Origin of the sequence: Microbacterium sp. NPDC078814 (genome assembly GCF_040702645.1) — a bacterium.
Taxonomy (GTDB): Bacteria; Actinomycetota; Actinomycetes; order Actinomycetales; family Microbacteriaceae; genus Microbacterium.
Genome location: NZ_JBFBLT010000007.1, coordinates 78,740 through 101,886, shown reverse-complemented (window position 1 = coordinate 101,886; position 23,147 = coordinate 78,740). Strand labels below are relative to the sequence as shown.

24 protein-coding genes are annotated in these 23,147 nt (G+C 72.1%); 10 read left to right on the top strand and 14 right to left on the bottom strand.

What is annotated here, in order from left to right; all coding sequences use genetic code 11:
- The first annotated feature begins 2 nt into the window (after positions 1-2).
- Genes galT through galE form a run of 3 tightly spaced genes read left to right on the top strand, consistent with a single transcriptional unit; the run spans position 3 to position 3,395 of the window.
- Complete coding sequence (galT, locus tag AB0300_RS14670; protein ID WP_025105449.1) at positions 3-1,190, top strand: galactose-1-phosphate uridylyltransferase; 1,188 nt, start codon at positions 3-5, stop codon at positions 1,188-1,190.
- The gene (galK, locus tag AB0300_RS14665) at positions 1,187-2,371 is read left to right on the top strand and encodes a galactokinase (protein WP_366216276.1); all 1,185 of its coding nucleotides are present in this window, start codon (positions 1,187-1,189) and stop codon (positions 2,369-2,371) included. Before galT ends, galK begins: the two co-directional genes overlap by 4 nt.
- A 46-nt stretch (positions 2,372-2,417) precedes the next feature.
- Positions 2,418-3,395, top strand: coding sequence for a UDP-glucose 4-epimerase GalE (gene galE / locus AB0300_RS14660; RefSeq protein WP_366216275.1), 978 nt, complete (start codon positions 2,418-2,420; stop codon positions 3,393-3,395).
- A gap of 2 nt (positions 3,396-3,397) precedes the next feature.
- Here galE and AB0300_RS14655 read toward each other — a convergent pair whose 3' ends face one another.
- Genes AB0300_RS14655 through AB0300_RS14645 form a run of 3 tightly spaced genes read right to left on the bottom strand, consistent with a single transcriptional unit; the run spans position 3,398 to position 6,815 of the window.
- Positions 3,398-4,723, bottom strand: a complete 1,326-nt coding sequence (locus tag AB0300_RS14655) for an MFS transporter (RefSeq protein WP_366216274.1) — start codon at positions 4,721-4,723, stop codon at positions 3,398-3,400.
- The gene (locus AB0300_RS14650) at positions 4,720-5,646 is read right to left on the bottom strand and encodes a polysaccharide deacetylase family protein (RefSeq protein WP_366216273.1); all 927 of its coding nucleotides are present in this window, start codon (positions 5,644-5,646) and stop codon (positions 4,720-4,722) included. The genes AB0300_RS14655 and AB0300_RS14650 overlap by 4 nt, the downstream gene beginning before the upstream one ends.
- A gap of 23 nt (positions 5,647-5,669) precedes the next feature.
- On the bottom strand, positions 5,670-6,815 hold the full coding sequence (locus AB0300_RS14645) for an ROK family protein (protein ID WP_366216272.1): 1,146 nt from the start codon (positions 6,813-6,815) through the stop codon (positions 5,670-5,672).
- Positions 6,816-7,062: 247 nt separating this feature from the next.
- On the opposite strand from AB0300_RS14645, the gene AB0300_RS14640 reads away from it, so the two are divergent.
- Complete coding sequence (locus AB0300_RS14640) at positions 7,063-7,590, top strand: GNAT family N-acetyltransferase (protein ID WP_025105443.1); 528 nt, start codon at positions 7,063-7,065, stop codon at positions 7,588-7,590.
- Positions 7,591-7,603: 13 nt separating this feature from the next.
- On the opposite strand, the gene AB0300_RS14635 is transcribed toward AB0300_RS14640, so the two are convergent.
- On the bottom strand, positions 7,604-9,052 hold the full coding sequence (locus AB0300_RS14635; protein ID WP_366216271.1) for a gamma-aminobutyraldehyde dehydrogenase: 1,449 nt from the start codon (positions 9,050-9,052) through the stop codon (positions 7,604-7,606).
- Between the two features lie 99 nt (positions 9,053-9,151).
- On the opposite strand from AB0300_RS14635, the gene AB0300_RS14630 reads away from it, so the two are divergent.
- Genes AB0300_RS14630 through AB0300_RS14620 form a run of 3 tightly spaced genes read left to right on the top strand, consistent with a single transcriptional unit; the run spans position 9,152 to position 11,396 of the window.
- Positions 9,152-9,619: an Lrp/AsnC family transcriptional regulator gene (locus AB0300_RS14630; protein ID WP_025105441.1), complete on the top strand. Its 468-nt coding sequence runs from the start codon at positions 9,152-9,154 to the stop codon at positions 9,617-9,619.
- A gap of 26 nt (positions 9,620-9,645) precedes the next feature.
- Positions 9,646-11,049, top strand: a complete 1,404-nt coding sequence (locus AB0300_RS14625; RefSeq protein ID WP_338566786.1) for an FAD-dependent oxidoreductase — start codon at positions 9,646-9,648, stop codon at positions 11,047-11,049.
- Positions 11,046-11,396: a cupin domain-containing protein gene (locus tag AB0300_RS14620; protein ID WP_366216270.1), complete on the top strand. Its 351-nt coding sequence runs from the start codon at positions 11,046-11,048 to the stop codon at positions 11,394-11,396. Before AB0300_RS14625 ends, AB0300_RS14620 begins: the two co-directional genes overlap by 4 nt.
- A gap of 23 nt (positions 11,397-11,419) precedes the next feature.
- On the opposite strand, the gene AB0300_RS14615 is transcribed toward AB0300_RS14620, so the two are convergent.
- The 5 genes from AB0300_RS14615 to AB0300_RS14595 form a co-directional block, all read right to left on the bottom strand.
- Positions 11,420-12,337, bottom strand: coding sequence for a site-specific DNA-methyltransferase (locus AB0300_RS14615; RefSeq protein ID WP_338566788.1), 918 nt, complete (start codon positions 12,335-12,337; stop codon positions 11,420-11,422).
- Positions 12,338-12,441: 104 nt separating this feature from the next.
- On the bottom strand, positions 12,442-13,491 hold the full coding sequence (locus tag AB0300_RS14610; RefSeq protein WP_025105437.1) for a biotin/lipoate A/B protein ligase family protein: 1,050 nt from the start codon (positions 13,489-13,491) through the stop codon (positions 12,442-12,444).
- A gap of 33 nt (positions 13,492-13,524) precedes the next feature.
- Complete coding sequence (locus tag AB0300_RS14605) at positions 13,525-14,262, bottom strand: DUF1684 domain-containing protein (RefSeq protein ID WP_062765531.1); 738 nt, start codon at positions 14,260-14,262, stop codon at positions 13,525-13,527.
- Between the two features lie 972 nt (positions 14,263-15,234).
- Entirely contained in the window at positions 15,235-16,089 is an 855-nt protein-coding gene (locus AB0300_RS14600) for an alpha/beta hydrolase (RefSeq protein ID WP_126894475.1), read from the bottom strand.
- 9 nt (positions 16,090-16,098) lie between these two features.
- The gene (locus AB0300_RS14595; RefSeq protein WP_366216269.1) at positions 16,099-16,857 is read right to left on the bottom strand and encodes a copper homeostasis protein CutC; all 759 of its coding nucleotides are present in this window, start codon (positions 16,855-16,857) and stop codon (positions 16,099-16,101) included.
- A gap of 70 nt (positions 16,858-16,927) precedes the next feature.
- On the opposite strand from AB0300_RS14595, the gene AB0300_RS14590 reads away from it, so the two are divergent.
- The 3 genes from AB0300_RS14590 to AB0300_RS14580 are packed head-to-tail and all read left to right on the top strand — an operon-like array spanning position 16,928 to position 19,050.
- Positions 16,928-17,368 (top strand): MarR family transcriptional regulator, encoded by a 441-nt coding sequence (locus AB0300_RS14590; RefSeq protein ID WP_366216268.1) that lies wholly within the window; start codon positions 16,928-16,930, stop codon positions 17,366-17,368.
- Between the two features lie 5 nt (positions 17,369-17,373).
- On the top strand, positions 17,374-18,705 hold the full coding sequence (locus AB0300_RS14585) for an MFS transporter (RefSeq protein WP_025105432.1): 1,332 nt from the start codon (positions 17,374-17,376) through the stop codon (positions 18,703-18,705).
- Positions 18,706-18,765: 60 nt separating this feature from the next.
- Complete coding sequence (locus AB0300_RS14580) at positions 18,766-19,050, top strand: hypothetical protein (RefSeq protein ID WP_025105431.1); 285 nt, start codon at positions 18,766-18,768, stop codon at positions 19,048-19,050.
- Positions 19,051-19,140: 90 nt separating this feature from the next.
- On the opposite strand, the gene rocD is transcribed toward AB0300_RS14580, so the two are convergent.
- The 5 genes from rocD to AB0300_RS14555 all read right to left on the bottom strand — a co-directional run bounded on the left by rocD (position 19,141) and on the right by AB0300_RS14555 (position 23,074).
- Positions 19,141-20,370, bottom strand: a complete 1,230-nt coding sequence (gene rocD / locus AB0300_RS14575; RefSeq protein WP_085605470.1) for an ornithine--oxo-acid transaminase — start codon at positions 20,368-20,370, stop codon at positions 19,141-19,143.
- A 2-nt stretch (positions 20,371-20,372) separates the two neighbouring features.
- Positions 20,373-21,251 (bottom strand): dimethylargininase, encoded by an 879-nt coding sequence (gene ddaH, locus AB0300_RS14570; RefSeq protein ID WP_060922634.1) that lies wholly within the window; start codon positions 21,249-21,251, stop codon positions 20,373-20,375.
- A gap of 163 nt (positions 21,252-21,414) precedes the next feature.
- Complete coding sequence (locus AB0300_RS14565) at positions 21,415-22,413, bottom strand: NAD(P)-dependent alcohol dehydrogenase (protein WP_366216267.1); 999 nt, start codon at positions 22,411-22,413, stop codon at positions 21,415-21,417.
- A complete protein-coding gene (locus AB0300_RS14560; RefSeq protein ID WP_060922632.1) occupies positions 22,410-22,640 on the bottom strand; it encodes a helix-turn-helix transcriptional regulator in 231 nt (76 codons plus the stop codon). The genes AB0300_RS14565 and AB0300_RS14560 overlap by 4 nt, the downstream gene beginning before the upstream one ends.
- Entirely contained in the window at positions 22,640-23,074 is a 435-nt protein-coding gene (locus AB0300_RS14555; RefSeq protein WP_062636978.1) for a hypothetical protein, read from the bottom strand. The genes AB0300_RS14560 and AB0300_RS14555 overlap by 1 nt, the downstream gene beginning before the upstream one ends.
- Positions 23,075-23,147 lie beyond the last annotated feature (73 nt).

Here is a 23,147-nt window from a genome sequence, read left to right as displayed (position 1 = left end):
ACGTGAACACGCCCGCATCCCCGGAGGTCCCCACGGAGCGTCTCGGCGCCGGTGTCGTCAAGCGCCCGACCACCCTCGCCGACGGCCGCGACCTCATCTACTACGACGACCCGGACACCACTCTCGGTGCCGAGCGGTCGGTCGACGCCCGCACCCTGGCCCCGCGGCCGGACACCGCGACCATGCGGCTCGACGTGCTCACGGGCGACTGGATCACCGTCGCCGCCAACCGCCAGAACCGCGTCATGATGCCGGGAGCCGACGCCGACCCGCTCGCGCCGCAGACGCCGGGGAATCCGTCCGAGGTGCCGTCCCGGTACGACGTGGCCGTGTTCGAGAACCGCTCCCCCGCGTTCGGCCCCGCCCTCGCCGAGCCGGTCGGCACCGCCCCCGGGGCGACGAACCCCCCGCGCGGCCTCGACGACCTCGCGGCCCTCGGACTCGGGCGCACCCGTACCGCGGTCGGCCGCTGCGAGGTCGTGTGCTTCAGCCCCGAGCACTCCGGCTCCTTCGGGACGCAGACCGTGACCCGCGCCCGCACCGTGATCGAGGCCTGGGCCGACCGCACCGCCGCCCTGTCCGCCCTCCCCGGCATCCAGCAGGTCTTCCCGTTCGAGAACCGCGGCGAGGCGATCGGCGTCACGCTCCCCCACCCGCACGGCCAGATCTACGCGTACCCCTACGTGACCCCGCGCACCGCCCGGGTGCTGGACGCGGTCGACCGCACCGCGCCCGACCTCTTCGCCCGCATCCTCGCCGAGGAGCAGGCGTCCGAGCGGGTGGTGTTCCGCGGCGAGCACTGGACGGCGTTCGTGCCCTTCGCGGCGCGGTGGCCGCTCGAGGTGCACCTCATGCCGCATCGGCACGTGCCCGACCTCGCCGAGACGACGGCGGAGGAGCGCGACGAGCTCGCCCCGCTCTACCTCCGCCTCCTCCGCGGTGTCGACGCGCTCTACGACAGCCCGACGCCGTACATCGCGGCCTGGCACCAGGCTCCGGTCCACGTCGGCCGCGACACCGTGCGCCTGCACCTGCAGCTCACGAGCCCGCGCCGCGCCGCCGACAAGCTCAAGTTCCTCGCGGGTTCCGAGGCCGCGATGTGGGCGTGGGCCGCCGAGGTCGCGCCCGAGCAGGGCGCCGCCCGACTCCGCGAAGCGATCGCCCGCACCGATCAGGAAGCTTCCGCATGACCTCCGCACACGACGCCGCCGCCGAGCTCTTCGCCGCCCTCGCCGGGCGCACCCCGGACGGCGTCTGGTCGGCGCCGGGACGCGTGAACCTCATCGGCGAGCACACCGACTACAACGACGGCTTCGTGCTCCCGTTCGCCATCCCGCAGCGGACGGTCGCCGCGGTCGGTCGCCGCGCCGACGGCCGGCTCCGCGTCGCCTCGACCTTCGCGGACGAGCCGGTGGAAGTGGCCCTCGACGAGCTGGACCGCCTCTTCCCCACCCCTCCCGGGACGGAGCCCGCGGTGCCGGAGTGGGCCGCCTACCCGCTGGGCGTCGCCTGGGCGCTCCGTGCAGCGGCCGGCGTGACCGCGGTCTCCGGCCTGGACATCGCGATCGCCTCCGACGTCCCGGTGGGCGCCGGGCTCTCGTCGTCCGCTGCGATCGAGGGCGCGACGGCCGCGGCACTGAACGAGCTCTGGGGCACCGATCTCGACGCCGTGGCCCTCGCCCGCGTCGGGCGGACGGCGGAGAACGAGGCCGTGGGCGCGCCCACCGGAATCATGGACCAGATGGCCTCGATGCTCGGCGAGCCCGACGCCGCGATCTTCCTCGACTGCCGCTCCCTCGCCGCCGAGGTCGTGCCGCTGGGCATGGCCGATGCCGGACTCGCGGTGCTCGTGATGGACACCCGTGTCACGCACGCGCACTCCACCGGCGGCTACCGGGAGCGCCGCGCCGCGTGCGAGCGCGGGGCCGCGATCCTCGGCGTGCCGGCGCTGCGCGACGTCGCGGTGGCCGACCTCGCCCGTGCCGAGAGCCTGATGGACGACGTGACCTTCCGCCGCGTGCGGCACATCGTCACGGAGAATCAGCGCGTGCAGGACACCGTCGCGACCCTGCGCACCGCGGGCGCGCGCGGCATCGGCGACCTCCTCGTCGCCTCCCACGCGTCCATGCGCGACGACTTCGAGATCTCGACGCCCGAGCTCGACGCCGCCGTGGAGACCGCCCTCACGTCGGGCGCGGTGGGTGCACGCATGACCGGCGGCGGGTTCGGGGGCGCCGCGATCGCCCTCGTCGACCGCGACGCCGTGCCCCACCTCGCCGACGCGGTGCGGGGGCGGTTCGCTGCCGAGGGCTTCGTCGCCCCGCACCTGTTCGAGGTCAGCCCGTCCGCAGGTCCGCGCCGCGACGCCTGACACAATGAAGGGTCGAGCCGCCACCGCCGCGGCAGGAGAGGAACGCATGTCCTGGATCGTCACCGGCGGCGCCGGCTACATCGGTGCCCACGTCGTCCGCGCCCTCGCGGAGGCCAGCCTCTCCCCCGTCGTGCTGGACGACCTCTCCAGCGGTGTGGCCTCCTTCGTGCCGGAGGGCGTGCCGTTCGTGCAGGGCAGCATCCTCGACCGCGCCCTCGTCGAGGAGACGCTGCGCACGCACGAGGCGGAGGGCGTGATCCACGTGGCGGGCTACAAATACGCCGGCGTCTCGGTCCAGCGCCCGTTGCACACCTACGCCCAGAACGTCGAGGGCACGCGGATCATCCTGGAGGCGATGGCGGCGGCGGGCGTCGCGAACATCGTCTTCTCCTCGTCGGCCGCCGTGTTCGGCACCCCGGATGTGTCGCTCGTCGTCGAGGACACCGCCAAGAAGCCCGCGAGCCCGTACGGCGAGTCCAAGCTCATCGGCGAATGGCTGCTCCGCGATCAGGCGATCGCCACCGCCGACTCCGACCGCCCGCTGCGCCACACCTCGCTGCGGTACTTCAACGTCGTGGGCTCGGCCGACCCGACGGTCTACGACGTCAGCCCGCACAACCTCTTCCCCATCGTCTTCGAGGCGCTGATCGAGGGCCGCACCCCCAAGATCTTCGGCGACGACTACGACACCCCTGACGGCACGAACGTCCGCGACTACGTGCATGTCGGCGACATCGCCGCCGCCCACGTCGCCGCAGCGCAGCGCCTGGCCTCGGGCGCTCCGATCGAGCCCGCGTACAACCTCGGCTCCGGCGACGGCCTCAGCGTGAAGCAGATCATGGATGCGGTCGCCCGCGTCACCGGCATCGACTTCACCCCGGAGATCGGTCCGCGCCGCCCCGGCGACCCGGATCGGATCGTGGCGACCGGCGAACTCGCGGCCCGCGACCTCGACTGGACCATGCGCTACACGGTCGACGAGATGGTGCGTACGGGCTGGGAGGCCCGCCGCGCCGCCGGCTGACCTCAGACGTCGCGCGTGCGCAGTGGGTAGAGCCAGAAGCACAGCCACCCGACGGCGGTGAACGCCAGCGGGATGACCGCCAGCATGAGCCGGATGCCGCCGTCGACGGCCTCCGGCTGCGCGTCGCCGAGCTCGGCGTCGAAGCCGGTCGCGGTCAGCACGGCCGCGGCGACGATCGCCTGGAGGACGACGGAGCCGCGGACGACGAAGCCGTTCACGCCGAAGTAGGCGCCCTCGCGGCGGTGGCCCGTGCGGTGCGCATCGTCGTCGATGATCTGGGCGAGCACGACCTCGAGGAGCTGCAGCAGCCCGCCGACGCCGACGCCGACCGCGATGCCGACGAGAGCCGCCGCCCCCACGGACGTCGGGATGAGGTAGCCGAGCACCACGACCCCGAACACCCCGACGCTCCACAGCAGGGCCGTGCGCGGGGAGGTGCGCCGGACCACCGCGCTCCACAGCACGATCGACGGGATGGCCGTGACGAAGATGGCGCCGAGCAGGAGGCTCCCCTCGCCTTCGGCCGCCCCCAGCGAGTAGCGGACGTAGAACGGCACGGCGGCGAGGATCACGGCGATCGAGGTCTGCACGCAGAGCGAGCCCAGCACGTACGGCACGAAGGCGCGGTTGCGGAACGTGTAGATGAGCTGGTCCCGCCAGCGCATCGCCTCGGAGGCGGCCTCCGGTACCCGGCGCTCGATCATCCCGCCGAGGAACGACCAGGCGAGCAGCACGAGACAGACACCAGACAGCACGAGCGCCATCCCCGGCCAGCCGATCGCGTCGTAGAGCGCTGGAGCGCCGGCCGTGCCGAGCACCATGCCGAGGATCGCGAAGATCTGCCGCGGCACGTTCCCGCGGGCGCGCTCCTCCGTGGTCCGGAAGATCTCCGGGAACAGCGCGGAGATGTTCAGCACCACCACGACGAAGGCGATGTCGTAGACCGCGACGACCACGAGGAACCAGACGATGAGCCCGGCCGCCGGGAGCGCGGGCGGCATCCAGACGAGGGCGAAGGCCACGACGAGCGGCACGATGCCCAGCCCGATCCACGGGATGCGGCGGCCCCACGGCGTGCGGATCCGGTCGGAGAGCGCCCCGACGACCGGGTTGAGTGCCGCGTTGAGGATGCCGTGCGCGATCATCGCCGCCGCCACCCATCCCGCGGGGACGGCGAGGTGCGAGACGTAGAAGTACACGACGAATGCCGAGAAGGTCTGCGTCATCAGCTGCGTCGGGAACCCTGAGGCCCCGAAGGCGATGGTCTGGGCGCGGGTGGGAGCGGCGTCGAGCCGGCGGTCGCGCAGCCGTTCGCCGAGCGCCGTCACCGGGCGTCTCCGCGCTGCAGGTCCCGCAGCGCGCGCCAGCCGACGCGGACCAGGCCCTCCTCGGCGATCGTCTGCTGCACGAGAGGGTCGTCGAGCAGCCGCAGCTCGTAGCCGCGCTTGGCCGCCGCGAAGTCCACCGCGGCGCGCAGCTCCTCGCCGTCGGCCATCGGATGCAGGTAGATCTCGGTGACCCCGGGCGGGACGGCGCGCAGCACCGCGAGGAAGCCGTCTCGGACCTGCTCGTACGACTCCTCGTCGGCGGTGCCCTCGCCGCGCAGCTCGAACGGGTGCGTCCACAGCCGGTCGACGATCTCCACGCCGAACGCATCGGCCACCGCTGCGGCCTCGGTGAGCTTCGCCTGCAGCATCGGATCGGCGTCCGCCCCCTCCATCTCGCGGGGCAGGCGGAAGGGGAGGCCGTGCCGGGCGGCGAGCTCGAAGACGGCGCGCAGGAAATCGCGGCCGGTCAGCAGCCCGTAGACGGATCCCATGTGGTTGTCGAGGTGGGTCACGTCGACGCCGGCATAGAGCGCGGTCTGCAGCTGGGCGGCGATCTCGGCCGCGACGTCCGCTTCGGAGGCGTGCTGCTCCACCGTCGCGACGTCGGCGGGGAAGAAGCCGTCGGCACCGACCAGGGTCGAGGCGCCGGTGAGCGGGCGCCATCGGTACCGGCGCCACTCGCTCGTGAGCACGAGGTGCACGCCCACGTCGAGGTCCGGGTGCGCGGCGGCGAAGGCGAGTGCTTCCGGGGACCACGCGCAGGGCACCATCACCGTCGCCGAGTCGATCCGGCCGCGCACGAGGAGACCGGAGATCGCGGCGTTGGCGGCATGGCACATCCCGAAGTCGTCGGCGTTGAGGATGACCGCCCTGGCACCGGACGGCAGTCCGAGTCGGTCGGCGAGGGCGGAGGAGGCGGTCATGGCGTGTCCTGTCGGGCGGGCGGTCAGCGGCCGGCGGCGGCTGCGCGGGCGGGGGTGAGGATCCGGGTGAAGACGTCGGCACGGAGCGCGGAGGCCGCCTCCCCGACGGCTCCGACGAGCGGCGCCTCCGGACCGAACGCCGAGGCGAGGAACCGGAGCGGCAGCTGCGCGGAGAACTCGTCCGCGACCCGTTCGATCGCGTCCAGGAGCGCCGGGTGCACCGCCTCCCCGCCGAGGATGAAGGCCTCGGGATCGAGCACGAGGGCGACGCTGCCCGCCGCGAGGAAGAGCCGCCGTCCGATCTCTGCGACGAGGGCCTGCGCCGCCTCGTCGCCGTGCCGCGCCGCCTCCAGGTGGGCGAGGAACGGCGCGTCGACATCCAGTCCGAGGCCGAGGGCGAGGTCGCGCACCACCGTGGCGCCCGCGACCGGGGCGCCGATGGGCACCGGCGTCTGCGGAAGGTACATGACCTCGCCCGCCACGCCGGAGAACCCGCGGTGCAGCGCCCCGTCGATCACGATGCCGGCGCCGAGGTCGTCGTCGAGCAGCAGGAGCGCGAAGATCGCGAGGTCGATGCCGACGCCGGTGGTCGACTCGGCGAGGGCGGCGAGGTTGACGTCGTTCTCGACGCGGACCGGGCAGTCGAGGGCGGTCGCGAGGGCCGAGCGGAAGGCGCCGCCGTCCGGTCCCTGGTCGTCGCGGATCGCGCCGTCGGCGGCGACGATGCCGGGCACTCCGACGACGGCGAGGTGGAGCGCGCCCTTCACGGATCGCCGGCAGGCCGCGACGAGGGCGGCGATGTGCGCGACCCGGTCTTCACCCGCGGGGAAGGCGCCGTGCCGTTCGGCCCTGACGGCGCCGGTCGCGTCGACGAGGACGACGTGGGCCGCGTGATGGTCCACGTGGACCGCTGCCGCGAAGCCGAGGGCCGGGTGCAGCGCGACGCGGCCGGCCGCCGGTCCGCGGGTGTCGCGGTCGACTCCGGCCGCGGTGACGGCTCCCGCGGCGTCGAGCATCCGCAGCACCTGGGTCACGGCCGTGCGGGAGAGGCCGGTCGCCGCCATGAGCTCGGCCCGAGTCTGCGGTCCGCTCCGGGCGAGACGCTCGAGGATCGCGCGGCCGTTGAGCGTGCGGAGCAGGGTCTGCGGTCCTGCGAGGGGTCGTGACATGCGGCGGAACCTCTGGGGGGTCGATTCTCGTGCGGAGTCGGTGCCCGCCAGCCTGCCACATCGTGTCGCACCCGTCGACCCGTCTCCTCCGGCTGTGTCACCTGCACGACCCGGGCACGGTTGCACGACGGAACACGGGTTTCGGTCCCCCAGACGTACCCGGGTCGTGCAGGTGTGCCCGGGTGTCGGAGGAGGAAGGCACGGGAGGGGACCGAGTGACGTCGGGGGGTCCGCATAGGGTGGAGGGATGACGCCCCTGGTGATCCGAGACGCCGTCGCCGACGATGCCGAGGCCGTGGCCGGAGTGCACGTGCGCTCGTGGCAGGCGGCCTACGAGGGCCTCATCGACCAGGAGGTGCTGGACGGGTTGTCCGTCTCGGAGCGCGCCGACGGGTGGCGCCGCATCTTCGCCGACCCCCTCCCCACGAGCCTCGGGACCCTGGTGGCCGAGCGCGACGGCACGGTCGTCGGCTGGGCGTCGTTCGGCTCCGGCCGCGACCCCGACGGCCTGGACGATGCGGAGCTGTACGGCATCTACGCCGATCCCACCGCGTGGTCGACGGGGGCGGGGCACGCCCTCCTCGACGCGGCCGAGCAGCGCATGATCGACGCCGGCCACACCCGCGCCTACCTCTGGGTGCTCGACGGCAACGACCGGGCCGACGGCTTCTACGCCCGGCACGGGTGGGAGCTCGACGGGGCCACGAAGATCGATCAGCGCCCGCAGTTCACGCTCCGCGAGCACCGCCGCGTCAAGCACCTCGCCCCGCGCTGAAGCGGTCCCGCCGTCAGTCGAGCGCGCTCATCACGTGCTTGATCCGGGTGTAGTCGTCGAAGCCGTACTGCGACAGGTCCTTCCCGTATCCGGAGTGCTTGAAACCACCGTGCGGCATGTCCGACACGAACGGGATGTGGGTGTTGATCCACACGCACCCGAAGTCGAGGTCGCGGGAGAGGCGCAGGGCGCGGGCATGATCCCGCGTCCACACCGATGCGGCGAGCGCATACGGCACGTCGTTCGCCATCGCGAGCGCCTCCTCCTCGGTGTCGAAGGGCTGCACGGTCAGCACCGGCCCGAAGATCTCCCCCTGCACGACCTCGTCGTCCTGCTGCACGCCGGTCACGACGGTCGCCTCCCAGAAGTAGCCCCGATCGCCCTGCCGCGCCCCGCCGGTCGCGACCGTCGCATGCGCGGGAAGCCGGTCGACGAAGCCCTGCACCTGCGCGAGCTGGGCCGCGCTGCTCAACGGTCCGTACAGCACGCCCTCGTCGTCCGGGGCCCCGGTCCGCGCGTGCGTGCGGGTCCGCTCAACCAGTGCGGCGACGAGCTCGTCGTGCACCGACGCGTGCACGAGCACCCGGGTCGCCGCGGTGCAGTCCTGCCCCGCGTTGAAGAAGGCCCCGGTGACGATGCCCTCGACCGCCTTCTCGATCGACGCGTCAGGGAAGACGATCGCGGGCGCCTTGCCGCCGAGCTCCAGGTGCACGCGCTTGACGTCGTCGGCTGCCGAGCGGGCCACGGCCATGCCCGCGCGCACCGAGCCGGTGATGGCCACCATCTGCGGCGTCGGATGCTCGACGAGGGCTGCTCCGGTCTCGCGGTCGCCGAGAACGATGTTGAGGGTGCCGGCGGGGGTGTGTCGCGCGACGATCTCCGCGAGCAGCAGCGTGGTGAGCGGCGTGGACTCCGCCGGCTTCAGCACGACGGTGTTCCCGGCGGCGAGCGCTGGAGCGATCTTCCACACCGCCATGTTCAGGGGGTAGTTCCACGGCGTCACCTGCCCGATCACGCCGATCGGCTCCCGCCGCACGAAGGAGGTGTGCCCGGGGAGGTACTCCGCGGCGGCTCGACCCTCGAGGCTCCGTGCGGCCCCGGCGAAGAACCGCAGCTGGTCCACCGACTGCAGGATCTCGTCGGCGACGAGCGTCGCCCGGGGCTTGCCGGTGTCCTTCGACTCGAGGTCGGCGAACTCCTCGGCCCGCGTGGCCATCTCCTCGGCGATGCGGAACAGGGCGAGCTGGCGCGCGGACGGCGGCGTGTCCCGCCAGATCGGGAACGCCTCCGCGGCCGCGGCGTACGCGGCATCCACGTCGGCACGGTCCGAGATCGGGATCTCGCCGTAGGCTTCCTCCGTCACCGGATCGATGAGCGGCAGGCGCCCGCTCCCCGCTGCGGTGACGGCGCGGCCGCCGATGAAGTTCTGCAGGGGCACGGTCATCGTCGACGGTGAGGACATAGCGCCATGGTAGCCATCCGAACGCGGAATCTGTAGCTTTTCGTCCACAGATCGACGGATTCAGTTGCGTAGCACCCATACGAATGTCACGATCGGTACATGAGTCCGAAGACGCCTCCCCCCGCCCTCGACGACATCTCGAAGCGCATCGTCGAGCTGCTGCAGGAGGACGGTCGGCGCCCCTACGCGGAGATCGCCCGGGAGGTCGGGCTCAGCGAGGCCGCCGCCCGCCAGCGGGTGCAGCGACTGACCGAATCGGGCCTGATCCAGATCGTCGCCGTGACCGACCCGCTGCAGCTCGGCTTCCACCGCATGTCGATGATCGGGATCCGGGTGTCGGGCGACCCCCGCGCGATCGCGGAGGAGCTCACGGCGATCCCGGAGCTCGCGTACGTCGTGGTCACCCTCGGGACGTTCGACATCCTCGTCGAGGCGGTGTGCGAGGACGACGACCATCTGCTCGACCTCATCGCCACCCGCATCCGCACCATCCCCGGCATCATCCAGACGGAGAGCCTGCTCTACGCCGGCCTCTACAAAGACCTCTACAACTGGGGAACGCGCTGACGCGCTCCCCTCGCATCGGAGTGAACATGGGCACCACGGTCTTCGAACGCCGGCGTCCTCCGCAGTCCGTCATCGACGACGCCCTGCGCGACACGGCCCTGTCGGTCTTCTGGCTCGACGACGTCGAGCGTCCCGCGCACCCGCCGCTCCGCGGCACCGTGCACACGGACCTCGTGGTCGTCGGCGGCGGCTACACCGGACTCTGGACGGCCGTACGTGCGAAGGAACGGGATCCGGAGCGGAGGGTGGTCCTCCTCGAGGCGTCCCGCGTGGCCTGGGCGGCGTCCGGGCGCAACGGCGGCTTCTGCGAGTCCAGCCTCACGCACGGCCACGAGAACGGCGTGAACCGCTGGCCCGAGGAGATCGACCGCCTCGAGGAGCTGGGCCACGAGAACCTCGACGGCATCGCCGAGACCGTGCGGCGGTACGGCATGGATGCCGAGTTCGAGCGGACGGGCCAGCTCGCGGTCGCCGTGGAGCCGCATCAGGTCGAGTGGCTGCGCGAGGAGGAGGGGTTCCTCGACCAGGAAGCGGTGCAGGCGGAGGTGCACTCCCCCACGTTCCTCGCCGGCGCGTGGGACCGGGAGGGCAGCGCTCTCGTGCACCCCGCGAAGCTGGGTCTGGAGCTCGCGCGGGTGGCCGTCGAGCTCGGCGTGGAGATCCACGAGCACAGCCTCGTCCGGCGGATCGAGGGCGCGGACTCCGGTCCGGTGACCCTCGTCACGGAGCACGGCCGAGTGACCGCCGACGCGGTGGCGCTCGCGACGAACGTGTTCCCCTCGCTCCTCAAGCGCAACCGCCTCATGACGGTGCCGGTGTACGACTACGTGCTGATGACGGAGCCGCTGTCGGCCGAGCAGCTCGCCTCCATCGGCTGGCGGAACCGCCAGGGGCTCGCCGACAGCGCCAACCAGTTCCACTACTACCGGCTCACCGCGGACGACCGGATCCTGTTCGGCGGCTACGACGCGGTCTATCACTTCGGCGGCAAGGTGCGCCCCGCCTACGAGGATCGGATGGAGAGCCACCGGCGCCTGGCCTCGCACTTCTTCACCACCTTCCCGCAGCTCGCCGGCCTCCACTTCACGCACCGCTGGGCCGGGGCGATCGACTCGTCGAGCCGGTTCTGCGCATTCTTCGGCACCGCCCGCGGCGGCCGGGTCGCCTACGCCACGGGGTTCACCGGCCTCGGGGTCGGCGCCGCCCGGTTCGCCGCCGATGTCATGCTCGACAAACTCGCCGGCGAGGAGACCGAGCGCACGCAGCTCCGGATGGTGCGCGAGAAGCCGATCCCGTTCCCGCCGGAGCCGGCCGCGTCCGTCGGCATCAACCTCGTCCGCGCCGCGATGGACAGGGCGGATCACAACGAGGGGCGCCGGAACCTGTTCCTGAAGACGCTCGACGCCCTCGGCATGGGCTTCGACTCGTGACCGCGCTCCCCCCGGGGGCCGTCGTCGACGCCGGACGCCTCGCGCTGACGCACACCCTGCTGCCCGACGAGGACGTCCGCGACGGCGCGCCGACCACGGCATACACGGTGCTCGACGACGCAGGCGGGATCGAGATCGGCGTCTGGGAGATGACGCCGGGCACCGCGGTGGACGTCGAGGAGGACGAGGTGTTCGTCGTGCTCTCCGGTCGCGCGACCGTGACGTTCACCGCGCCCGTGCTCCCTCCGGTGGAGCTCGGCCCCGGGTCCGTGATGCGGCTCACCACCGGCATGCGGACGGTCTGGACGGTGAGTGAGACCCTGCGGAAGGTCTCGATCGGGATCTGACGGCCGCTGCCGACCAGGCCCGCTCAGGCCCGGCGGACCTCCGCGTGCGGGATGCGCGCGGCCATGACCCGCACCGCCTCCGGGTTGTCGTCGACGAGCACCGCGTCCCGGCCGAGTGCGGAGGCCACGGCTCCGGTCGTGCCGCTGCCCGCGAAGAGGTCGAGCACCCGGTCGCCCGGCCGGCTCGACGCGGTCACGATGCGCCGCAGGACGCCCTCCGGCTTCTGCGTCGGATACCCCGTCTTCTCGCGCCCCGTGGTCGGGACGATCGTGTGCCACCACACGTCCGTCGGGAGCTTGCCGCGCGCGGCCTTCTCCGCGGTCACCAGTCCCGGCGCCATGTACGGCTCCCGGTCGACGTCGTCGGAGTTGAACACGTACGTCCGCGGGTTCTTCACGTACACCAGGATCGTGTCGTGCTTGGTGGGCCACCGCCGCCGGGACTTCGCGCCGTAGTCGTACGCCCAGATGAGCTCGTTGAGGAAGCAGTCCCGGCCGAACACCGCGTCGAGCATGACCTTCGCGTAGTGCGCCTCGCGGTAATCCAGGTGCAGATACAGGGTGCCGTCGTCGGCGAGCAGCCGCCAGGCCTCCTCCAGCCGCGGCATGAGGAAGGCGCCGTAGTCGTCGAAGCTGTCGTCGTAGGCGCGCAGCATGCCGCGCACCCGCTCATACCGGTGCCCGTGGAAGCCGTGTCGCACCTCGGGCTCGCCGGGCGCCCGTGCAGGACTCCGGCCCTCCGCCGCAGGCTCCGCCGGCTCGACGCTGGCGCCGTCCGCATCCGCCGGCTCTTCCTGGGGTGGGAACGTGCGGCGGGCGGTGACCACCTGCCGCTCCCGCACCCGCCCGGTGTTGAACGGCGGGTCGAGGTAGACGAGCGTGAAGGATCCGGACGGCAGGGTCGCCGCAACCGCGAGGTTGTCCCCCTCGATCACCGACACCCGCCCCGGATCCTGGACCCCTGAGCCGCCCCCCTGGGTCCCTGAGCTTGTCGAAGGGCCCTGGGTCCCTGAGCCTGCCGAAGGGCCTGAGCCTGTTGAACGGCTCACGGAACCCGGTGCAGCCACGCGTCGGTCGAGAACTTCGACTCCACCAGCGCCTGGGCATCGGCGTACTCGTCCGGCGTGATGCCGCCGTCCTCGGCGGAGGTGAGCGAGCGGAACGTGTCCTTGAAGCGCTCGATGATCTCGGCACGTTCCAGTCCGGTCTGGCTCCGCAGCGGGTCGACGCGCTTGGCCGCCGAGGTCGTGCCCTTGTCACTGAGCTTTTCACGGCCGATGCGCAGCACCTCGGTCATCATCTGGCCGTCGATGTCGTAGGAGAGGGTGGCGTGGTGCAGCACGCCCCCGTTCGCGAGGCGCTTCTGCGCGGCGCCGCCGATCTTGCCGGTCGGGCTCGCGATGTCGTTGAGCGGCTGGTAGACGGCGTCGATGCCGAGCGAACGGAGCGCCTGCAGCACCCAGTCGTCGAGGAACGCGTAGGAGTCGGCGAAGGTCATGCCCGCCACGAGCGAGGCCGGCACGTACAGCGAGTAGGTGATGATCTGTCCCGCCGCCATGAGCATCGCACCGCCGCCGGAGATGCGGCGGACGACGTCGAAGCCGTGCTTCGCGGCGCCTTCGGGGTCGACCTCGTTGCGGTACGACTGGAAGGAGCCGATGACGACGGCCGACTCGTCCCACTCCCAGATGCGCAGGGTCGGGCGACGGCGCCCCTCGCCCACCCGGGAGGTGAGCACCTCGTCGAGCGCGAGGTTCATGCGCGGCGAGACCGCCTTCTCGTGGACGATCTCCCAGTCGAAGTCGCGCCACCCGGGCGCGGTGACCAGAGCGCGACGCACGGCGGTGCCCACGGCCTCGGGGCTGAAGCCGAGCAGCTGCGCCCCCTCGGGGAGGGCACCGCGGACGGCCGCGGCGATGGCCGTGGCGTCGGACTCGGCGGGGAGGCCCTCGACGGCGGCGTTGATGTCGTCGAGCGCGGAGTCCGGTTCGAGGAAGAAGTCCCCGGCGAGCCGAAACCGCGCGATCCGGTCGTTCTCGACCTCGAGGTCGACGACGACGAGCTTGCCCCCAGGAACCTTGTATTCACCGTGCACGGATCCAGCTTAAGGCGCACGCTGCCGCCGTGGTCAGCCGCCGAGCACGACCACGCGTTCCCCGGCCCTGATCGGCGTGGAGTAGCGGTTGCCTGGTGTGGGCAGGGGGCAGATGAACTGGTCGGAGAAGGCGCACGGCGGGAGGTACGCCCGGTTGAAGTCGATCACGGCGGACCCGTCGGCGGCGGGCTCGTCGACGGGGAGAAAGCGGAACCGGTACGTCTCCAGCCCGTTCGTCCCGTCGGCGAAGACCGCACTCAGCGCTCCGCTCCCGCTGCGGGTGACCGTGAGCTCGTGCGGGGCCCCGGCGAGCTCGAACCGCAGGCGTCCGGCGATCGGGGTCTCGCGCTCCTCGCCGTCGACCGCCGTGACGACGATCCGCTCGTCCGGCGCGGGCTCGAACGTGGCCGGGATCCGCCATCGCTCGTCGGGGGCGTAGGCGTCGATCGCGGTGAACCACTCCCGCTGCGGACGGGCGGGGTTCCAGACGCGGAGCGCCAGCAGTCCGTTGCGGTCGAACACACGCAGCTCGCGCCGCCCGAGGCGCAGGGTCTGGGTGCCGCGGAGGGTGACGACCGACCCCGACGGTCCCAGCTCACTGCCGCGGATGCCGCCGTCCCCGGTGAGGGCCCAGAGTCCGGGTACGCCGTCGACCGCGGCGGGTTCGGTGATGAGCCAGTTCGTGGACTCCAGCGCGGACGGCCCGTACTCCGACCCCGCATAGCGCTCGCGCGCCGCATGCCACTCGTGCCAGTCCGTCAGGAAGCTCATCGCCGCGGGCCCTCCCCTCGCTCGTGCGGATGTGCCCCGAATCTAGGGCTGCCCCCGTCGCCCGTGATCCCCGTCCGTCACACGCCTTCACCCCGCGTCATCCCGCGTCACACTCCCCCTCCGTCCGTCCCTCCCTCCGGTGCGGGGTCACACCCGTCCCTCCCCACCCCCTCCCCCGCCCGTTCCTGATCCCGCCCCCGGCCGCCCCCACCGCCGGTCTCCCGCGCGGGATCAAAACCGCCCCCCGCCACCCCATCCCGCGCCCGTTTCTGACCCCGCCACCCGGGCGCCGCGACCGCCCCCTCCCGCGCAGGATCAAAACCGCCCCCTGGCACCGCGTTCCGCGCCCGTTCCTGATCCCGCCAGCCAGACCCGGCCCGCCACGCACCTCCCTCGGGTTCGAAACCGCACCCGCCATCCCGTCCCCCAGCCCGTTTGTGATCCCGCCACCGCGCGGCCCTCCGCCACTCGCACGCTCCGAACTCACCACCACCGCCCCGATCAGCGGCGCGGTCACCGGCGTACCCGCTCACCGCGTGTGTTCGAAAACGTTCTCCCGCCGCCCACCCCGGGCCCGAAAGTGATCCCGCACAGGGCCGGAGGGAGGCACGAACGTTGTCCCGGAGTGGGGTGAGGCGCCCGTGATCCCGACGATGAGCCCGGGCGCCAACGCACCCACTCACCGCGTGTGTTCGAAAACGCCCTCCCGCAGCCCGTCGCAGGGCCGAAAGTGATCCCGCGAGACGGCCGGCGGCCCGAAAGTGATCCCGCGGGATGGCCGGAGGCGTGAAAGTGATCCCGACACGTCTCCACGGACGCTGCCTCGTCGACGCGCGCCGAGGCCCCACACTCGTCGTGAGCGCAAGAACGCGCCTCTGGGACGTGTTCCGGGCACCAAAGTGATCCGGCGTGGCGGACGGAAGGGGCCGGAAGGGCCGGACCGGAACGGAACGGGAGGTAACGGGGCGGGGGTCAGCGGGCGGGGATGTGGGCGTCGAGCCACGCGAGGACGTCGGCGCGCACCTCGTCCTGCTGGAGCTCCTGGAAGATCTCGTGCCGCGCGTCGGGGTAGACGAGGGTCGTGACGTCGGTGAGCCCGGAGCGCCGGCGGTACGCGTCAGCGAGCTTGTGCACGCTGCGGGGACCGCCGACCGGATCGTCACGGCCGACCAAAAGCAGCACCGGAATGTCGCGCGCGAGGTGCTTCGCGGGACGCCCGTACAGCCGCGCCGCGTCGAGCAGGCCGAAGAGCTTGAGCAGCGGCACTCCCGTCGTGAGCGGATCCTCCTCGAAGGCCTTCCACACCGCGGGGTCCCGGCTCAGCCACTCGTATCCGGTCGCGTCGTCGGCGGCCCACGCGGCGTTCAGCGGCGCCGGGTTCAGGGAGCGGGGCGTGCGCAGCGCCGAGCCGGACAGGATGACCGCATCGAAGGCCTCCGCGTGCTCGTTCACCAGCATCTGCGCGAGGAACGACCCCCACGAGTGTCCGAGGAGCACGAGCGGGAGGTCGGGGTTCTCGTCGCGGATGATGCCGGTCAGCTGCCAGACCGCGTCCTTGGCCGCCCGGAGACCCCCGGGACCGAGCCGTCCGAGCTGGGCGGGGTCGCCGTGCTGACGCATGCCGGTGCGCCCGTGCCCGCGGTGGTCGTCGGCGTAGACGGTGAACCCGGCTCCGGTGAGCGCGGCGATCAGGGCCGGATACCGTCCCGCGTGCTCGCCCACCCCGTGCAGGAGCTGGACGACGCCGCGGGGCGTCCCCTCCGCCGGGTGGACGTCGTAGACGATGGCGATGCCGTGGCTGTCGGTGTACTCGCGGGTCTCGGTCATGATCCTGCCTTACCGGTCGGTCTCCGCGAGCGCCTCGCGGATGGCGTCGCGGATGGCGAAGGCGATGTCGCGATCCGTCACCTCGTAGCCGCCGACCCCGTCGGAGGCGGAGCCCATGCGCACGCCGCCGTCCTCGGTCACTGCCCGCTTCGCGGAGAAGTGGAGGGCGTCCACCCCGGTCCCGGCGAGCACCGGAGCGCTCGCGACGTCGACGCCGCTGCCGGCCATCACCTCGATCTGCCCCTCGGCGGCGGCGACGAGCGCGCGCAGGGTGTCGATGCCGTCGATCGCGGCGGATGCCCCTCCGGAGGTGAGCACGCGCCGGAGCCCGAGCTCCCTCGCGGCCCGCAGGGTCGCCACCGGGTCGGCGGTCACGTCGATCGCGCGGTGCAGGGTCGCCGGAGCTCCCCCGGCCGCATCCCGCAGCCGGGCCATGGCGTCGCGATCCAGTCGGCCCTCGCCGTCGAGCGCGCCGATCACCACTCCCGCGGCCCCCGTCGCGACCGCGTGCCGCACGTCGCGTTCGGCGACGGCCAACTCGTCGGCGCTGTAGTGGAAGCCGCCGGCGCGCGGACGGATGAGGACGTGCACCTCGGGGCCGTCCGCCCCGGCGGCTTCGAGCGCGAGCTCCAGGGTGGCCGGCGACGGGGTGAGCCCGCCCAGCGCGAGGGCTGTGGCGAGCTCGACGCGAGCGGCGCCGACCTCGGCGGCGATGCGCACTCCGGCGGGATCCTGGACGGCGATTTCGAGAGCGATCGTTCGGGTCACCCCTCCATTGTGCCCGCTGACCTCGGCTCGCCCGGCCCCGGGGCAGAAATATTAGATAGACTAACTAAGTATGTCTGCGTCCGATGATTCCCTGCACCTCACCGCCACAGACCTCCGCATGGCCACGTTCCGGCTCGCCCGCCGGCTCCGCTGCGCGCGTGCCGCCGACATGATGAGCGACACCCAGCTCGCCGTCCTCGCCGACCTCCGCATGAACGGACGGCGCACGATCTCCACCCTCGCCGAGCGCGAGCGCGTGACCGCCCCCTCGATGACGAGCATCGTGAACGGCCTGGAGGAGCAGGGCTATGTCGCCCGCACCCCTGACGAGGACGACCGCCGCCGCGTGCAGGTGGACATCACCCCCGCCGGCGTCGAGATCGTCGTCGAGACCATCCGCCGCCGTGACGTGCTGCTGGCCGACATGCTCCGCGAGGTCGAATACACCGAGGAGGAGCTGGCGACGCTGCGAGAAGCGAGCGCCCTGATGCGGAGAGCGGTGGAGCGATGAACGCCATGTTCCGTTCGTTCGCGAACATCAACTACCGGATCTGGTTCGCCGGAGCCCTCGTGTCGAACGTCGGCGGGTGGATGCAGGCCACCGCGCAGGACTGGGTCGTGCTGACCGAACTCACCGACAACGACGCGACCGCGATGGGCGTCACCATGGCGCTGCAGTTCGGCCCTCCCCTGGTGCTCGTGAGCCTGACCGGCTGGGTCGCGGATCGCTTCGACCGGCGGAAGATCCTCCTGACCACGCAGACCGCGCTCCTCGCCCTCGCGATCGCCGTGGGCTCCCTGCTGCTCGCCGGGGTGATGACCCTGCCGATGATGCTCACCTTCGCCCTCGGATTCGGCATCGTCAACGCCTTCGACGCCCCCGCGCGGCAGGCCTTCGTGTCGGACATGGTGTCCGCGACGGAGACCTCCAACGCCGTGGCGCTCAACTCCGCCTCCTTCAACCTCGCCCGCATGATCGGCCCCGCGGTCGGCGGTCTGCTCATCGTCGCGATCGGCTCCGGCTGGGTGTTCATCGTCAACGCCGCGACCTTCCTCGCCATGATCGTCGCGCTGCTGCTCATGCGCACGCACCTGCTCGCACCGCGGCCCAAGAACCGCAACCGCGGCGGCCTCGCCGAGGGATTCCGGTACGTCTGGGCGCGCAGCGACCTCAAGGTCGTTTTCGTGACGGTGTTCCTCATCGGCGCGTTCGGCATGAACTTCCCGATCTTCGCCTCGACCATGGCGCTGGAGTTCGGAGCCGGCGCCGACGGGTACGGGGTGCTGAGCTCGGTGCTCGCGATCGGGTCCCTGATCGGCGCCCTCCTCGCCGCGCGTCGGGACCGGGCGAGGGTGCGCGTGGTGATCCTCGCGGCGGGCGGCTTCGGGATCGCGGCCTTCGTCTCGGCCGCGATGCCGACCTACCTCTCCTATGCGGTCACGCTCACGTTCACCGGCTTCATGATCGTGACGCTGCTGACCACGGCCAACGGCTACGTGCAGATCACGACGGATCCGGCACTGCGCGGCCGCGTGCTCGCCCTCTACATGGCCGTCATCATGGGGTCGACTCCGGTCGGGGCGCCGATCGCCGGCTGGGTCGCCGACGCGTTCGGTCCTCGCGCCGCCATCATGCTCGGCGGGACCGCCGGTTTCATCGCGTGCGCGATCGGGGTGACCTGGGTGCTCACGTCCGGGCGTCTGCGCCGTGAGGAGAGCAGCCGCTTCCGGCTGACGCTCGACGAGACCCGGCCGCTGCGGGTCGTGCAGGCGGTCGAGCCGGTCGACTACACGGAGAAGGCGGCGGCGACCACGCCCATCCGGCTGCCGCGCCGCGACGGCGAGTGAGCTGTGAAGGCGTTTGTCAACGCCTTCCTCATCGCGGCCCGACGGTCGTAGCGTCGGGTCATGGACGAGAACATGAGCACCCCGCACCCGCAGGATCCGGCCGAAGGCGCTCCCGGCGTCGACGTCCCTGACGAGAATTCCGGCCAGGGCGACGGCACCGGCGGCGCGATCCAGGGCGACAGCTCTCGCGGCGAGTCGACCGGCGGCGCCATCCAGGGCAGTTCCGGCCCGGGCCACGACGCTCCGCTGGGCGGCGACGAGAACACCGAGGACGAGCTCGCGGCCGACAACGCCGCCGAGGAGGACACCCTCCGCACGCTCGACCCGGACTCCCCGCCGGCCTGAGCCGTCGACCCACCCCTTTCGAGACGAGCCACCCCCTTGCGAACGTTCGCAAGGGGGTGGCTCGTGCAGAAGGGGGTGGGTCGGCCGCGGTCAGGCGTCGAGGACCACCTTGAGCTGCTCGACGGCCCAGTCGAGCTCGGTGGCCCGGATGACGAGCGGCGGGGCGATGCGGATGGTCTGCCCGTGCGTATCCTTCACGAGCACACCGCGGTCGAGCAGCTTCTCCGCGATCTCGCGGCCAGTGCCGATGGCGGGATCGATGTCGACGCCCGCCCACAGCCCGGCGATGCGCACACCCGTGACACCGTGGCCGATCAGCGGCTGCAGTGCCTGCTCGAGGTGCGCGCCGAGCGCCCGCGCACGCTCCTGGAACTCGCCCGTCTGCAGCATCTCCACCACGCGGAGACCGACGGCCGCCGCGAGCGGGTTGCCGCCGAACGTGGAGCCGTGCTCGCCGGGGCGGATCACGCCCAGCACATCCGTGTTCCCCACCACGGCCGAGACCGGCAGGATGCCGCCGCCGAGCGCCTTGCCCAGCAGGTACAGGTCCGGAACGACGCCTTCACGGTCGCACGCGAACGTCTCGCCGACCCGACCGAGCCCGGCCTGGATCTCGTCGGCGATGAACAGCACGTTCTTCTCGTCGCAGATCTCGCGGATGCGCCGGAGGTACCCCTCCGGCGGGATCACGACCCCGGCCTCGCCCTGGATCGGCTCCACGAGCACGCCCGCCGTGTCCTCCGTGATGGCCGCGGCGATCGCCTCCGCGTCGCCGAACGGCACACGGTCGAAGCCCGGCGTGTAGGGACCGAAGTCGTCGTGCGCGGTCTCGTCGTCGCTGAAGCTCACGATCGTCGTCGTGCGGCCGTGGAAGTTGCCCTTCGCCACGACGATCCGCGCTTTCCCCTCGGGGATGCCCTTCACGCGGTAGCCCCAGGCCCGGGCGACCTTGATGCCGGTCTCGACCGCCTCGGCGCCCGTGTTCATCGGGAGGACGAGCTCCTTGCCGCAGAGCTCGGCGAGCGCCGCGGCGAAGGGCTCCAGGGTGTCGCTCTGGAACGCCCGGCTGACGAGCGTGACCCGACCGAGCTGCTCGGTCAGGGCCGCGACGAGAGCGGGGTGCCGGTGCCCGAAGTTGACCGCGGAGTACGCCGCGAGCAGGTCGAGGTACCGCTTGCCCTCGACATCGGTGACCCACGCCCCCTCGCCGCGCGCGATCATCACGGGCAGCGGGTGGTAGTTGTGCGCGACGTGCGGCTCCGCGACCGCGCTGGGTCCCTGAGCCTGTCGAAGGGTCGAAGCGTCCGCCGCCTGCTCCATCGTCACTTCGCACCCCGCAGCTCGAGCGTGCAGCACTTGATGCCGCCGCCGCCGAGGAGGAGCTCGGAGAGGTCGACGGTGATCGGGTTGTAGCCGCGCTCGCGGAGCTGCTGCTCGAAGCCCTTCGCCCGCGGCGAGATGATGACGTTGTAGCCGTCGCTCGAGGAGTTCAGGCCGAACACCGCGCCGTCTTCGTCCGACACGAGGATCGCGTCCGGGAAGCGCTTCTCCAGCTCGGCACGGCTGGCGTCGTCGAAGGCCCCGGGGAGGTAGGCGATGTTCGCCCGCTCGGGGCCGCCGTTCTCCACGCCCTGCACGGGGTCGAGCACCGCGATCGCGGTGTCGAGGTGGTAGAAGCGGGGGTCGGTGAGGTTCAGCGACACGACCTCGCGGCCGAAGACCTCTCCGACCTCGCGGTGGCTGTCACCGGTGGAGCGGAAGCCGGTCCCGGCGAGGATCACGTCGCCGACGAGCAGGAAGTCGCCCTCGCCCTCGTTGACCTCCTTCGGCATCACCGTGTCGTAGCCCGCGGCGCGGAACCAGTCGGCGAAGGCCGGAGCCTCGCCCTGGCGCTCGACGAACCGGAACTCCGGCACATAGGCGCGGCCATCGATGAGGAAGCCGCCGTTGGCGGTGTAGACCATGTCCGGGTAGCCGGGGAGCGGATCGATGAGCTCGACCTCGTGGCCGAGCTCGACGTACAGGTCATAGAGCTTCTGCCACTGGGCGACCGCGTTGGCGGTGTCGGTCGGCCGCGACGGCTCCATCCACGGATTGATGGAGTAGTTCACCGTGAAGTGCTCGGGACGGCACATCAGGTAGTGGCGGCGGTGCGCGGTGCGCGTGGGGGCGGTGGTGACGGCGGTCTCCGGCGTCGACATGGATGCTCCTCGTGTGAACGGGCGCGGCGGACGCTGTCCAGGGGCCCGGCGGTCCTTCGACCCCCTGCTCGGACGAGGCGGAGGGGAAGATGCGACTCGGGCACGCCGGTGACCATTGTGCCACCGGACCCTGGGCGCCACCAGCATCCGTCCCGTGTCGCCCTCAGCCCTCGCGTTGCGACACCACGACCTTGCCGACCGTGTGCCCGGCCTCGACGTGCGCGAGCGCGGACACCGCCTCGTCGAACGGGTACGTGCGCTCGATCACCGGGACCAGCTGCCCCTCCTCCACGAGCTCGAGCAGCTTCGTGAGGACCTCGGGGCGCGAGGTCGCCGTGAGCGACACCACCCGGGGTCCGCGGAGCGAGAGCACGGCGGCGCGGATCATCCGCGGCACCGGGCCGAACACGCGTCCGCCGTCGCCGGTCACGAGCACCACTCGGCCACCCGGGCGGACGAGGCGCTGCAGCTCGCGGATCGGCACACCTCCCGCGATGTCGATGACGGCGTCGAACCGGGAGGAGGGCAGATGCGTGAGCGGAGACGTGCGGTGGTCGAGCGTGCGCACGGCTCCGAGGCGTTCCAGCAGCAGGGCGTTGCGCGCGCCGCACGTCGCCCAGACCTCGGCCCCGCGGAGCGCCGCGAGTTGCACGGCGAAGGTCCCCACGCCGCCGGACGCCCCGATCACGAGGACCCGCTGCGCGCGGTGCCGCAGCCCCACCCCGGCGGCGTCGAGCGCCTGCCACGCGGTGCCTCCGGCGATCGGCAGGCACGCAGCCGCCTCGGGTGTCACGTCGGGCGGGACGGGCACGACGCGGTCAGCCGCGATGCGGGCGTGGGAGGCGAGGCCGCCGCCGCCCTGCAGCTCCCCGACCACGAGTTCGCCGAGCTCGGCGTTCACCACGTCCGCGCCGACCGCCACGACGGTGCCGGCGACGTCGAGCCCGCGCACCGGGTTCTTGGGGCGGGTGAGCCCGAAGAACGGCCGGACCAGCAGCGGGTCGCCGAGGAGCAGCCGCACGTCGCCGGCGTTGAGGGCGGTGGCCTGCACGCGCAGCACGACCTCGCCCCGATGCGGCTGGAGGACGGGCTGCCGGGTCCGTGTTGTCCCGGCGGCCGGGCCGTACGTCTCGCGGGTCCAGGCGGGCATGGTCTCGGTCATGCGGCACCTCCGGGGTCGGTCGGATACGCGAACAGGTCGTCGATCCCGACCCCGAACGCCCGGGCGATCTGGAACGCGAGCTCGAGTGTCGGCGAGTACTTCTGCTGTTCGATCGCGATGAGGGTCTGCCTGGTGACCCCGATCGTGCGGGCGAGCTCGGCCTGCGTGAGTCCGGCGCGCTCGCGATGGGCGCGGATGGTGTTGGAGACGAGAGTGGGCTTGACCATCAGCGGAGCCCCCGGCGGTAGGCGATGGCCCGGGCGACACCGCCGACGACGGCCGCCACGAGGAACCCGGCGAACATGGTGTTCGCGATCCAGAACACGTCGGCGCCAAGACCGCAGAGGACGATGACCCCGAGGCCGGCGATGGTGACGAAGGCCTGCTCCACGCGGGCTCCCATCCGGCCGATGTCCCGGTCGCGGATGTCGGAGCGGCCGACGCCGTCCGGATCGGACATCCCGGCGACGATGCCCCAGAGGACGCTGAGCACGATCGTCCCGACGATGCCCCCGCCGATCGTCCACAGCATCAGCGGGAACCAGTCCGTGGCGGTGAGCGGTCCGCCGCCGGCCTGCTGTAGCAGCAGCACGACGTAGACGACCGCGACGATCGGGCTGACGATGAGCCCGGCCCAGACGTTGCGCTCCTCATAGACCATGCGAATCTCCTCGTGTCAAAAATTCTTGACACGAGACTACGTCCGCCCGTCCCCCATGTCAAGAATCTTTTAC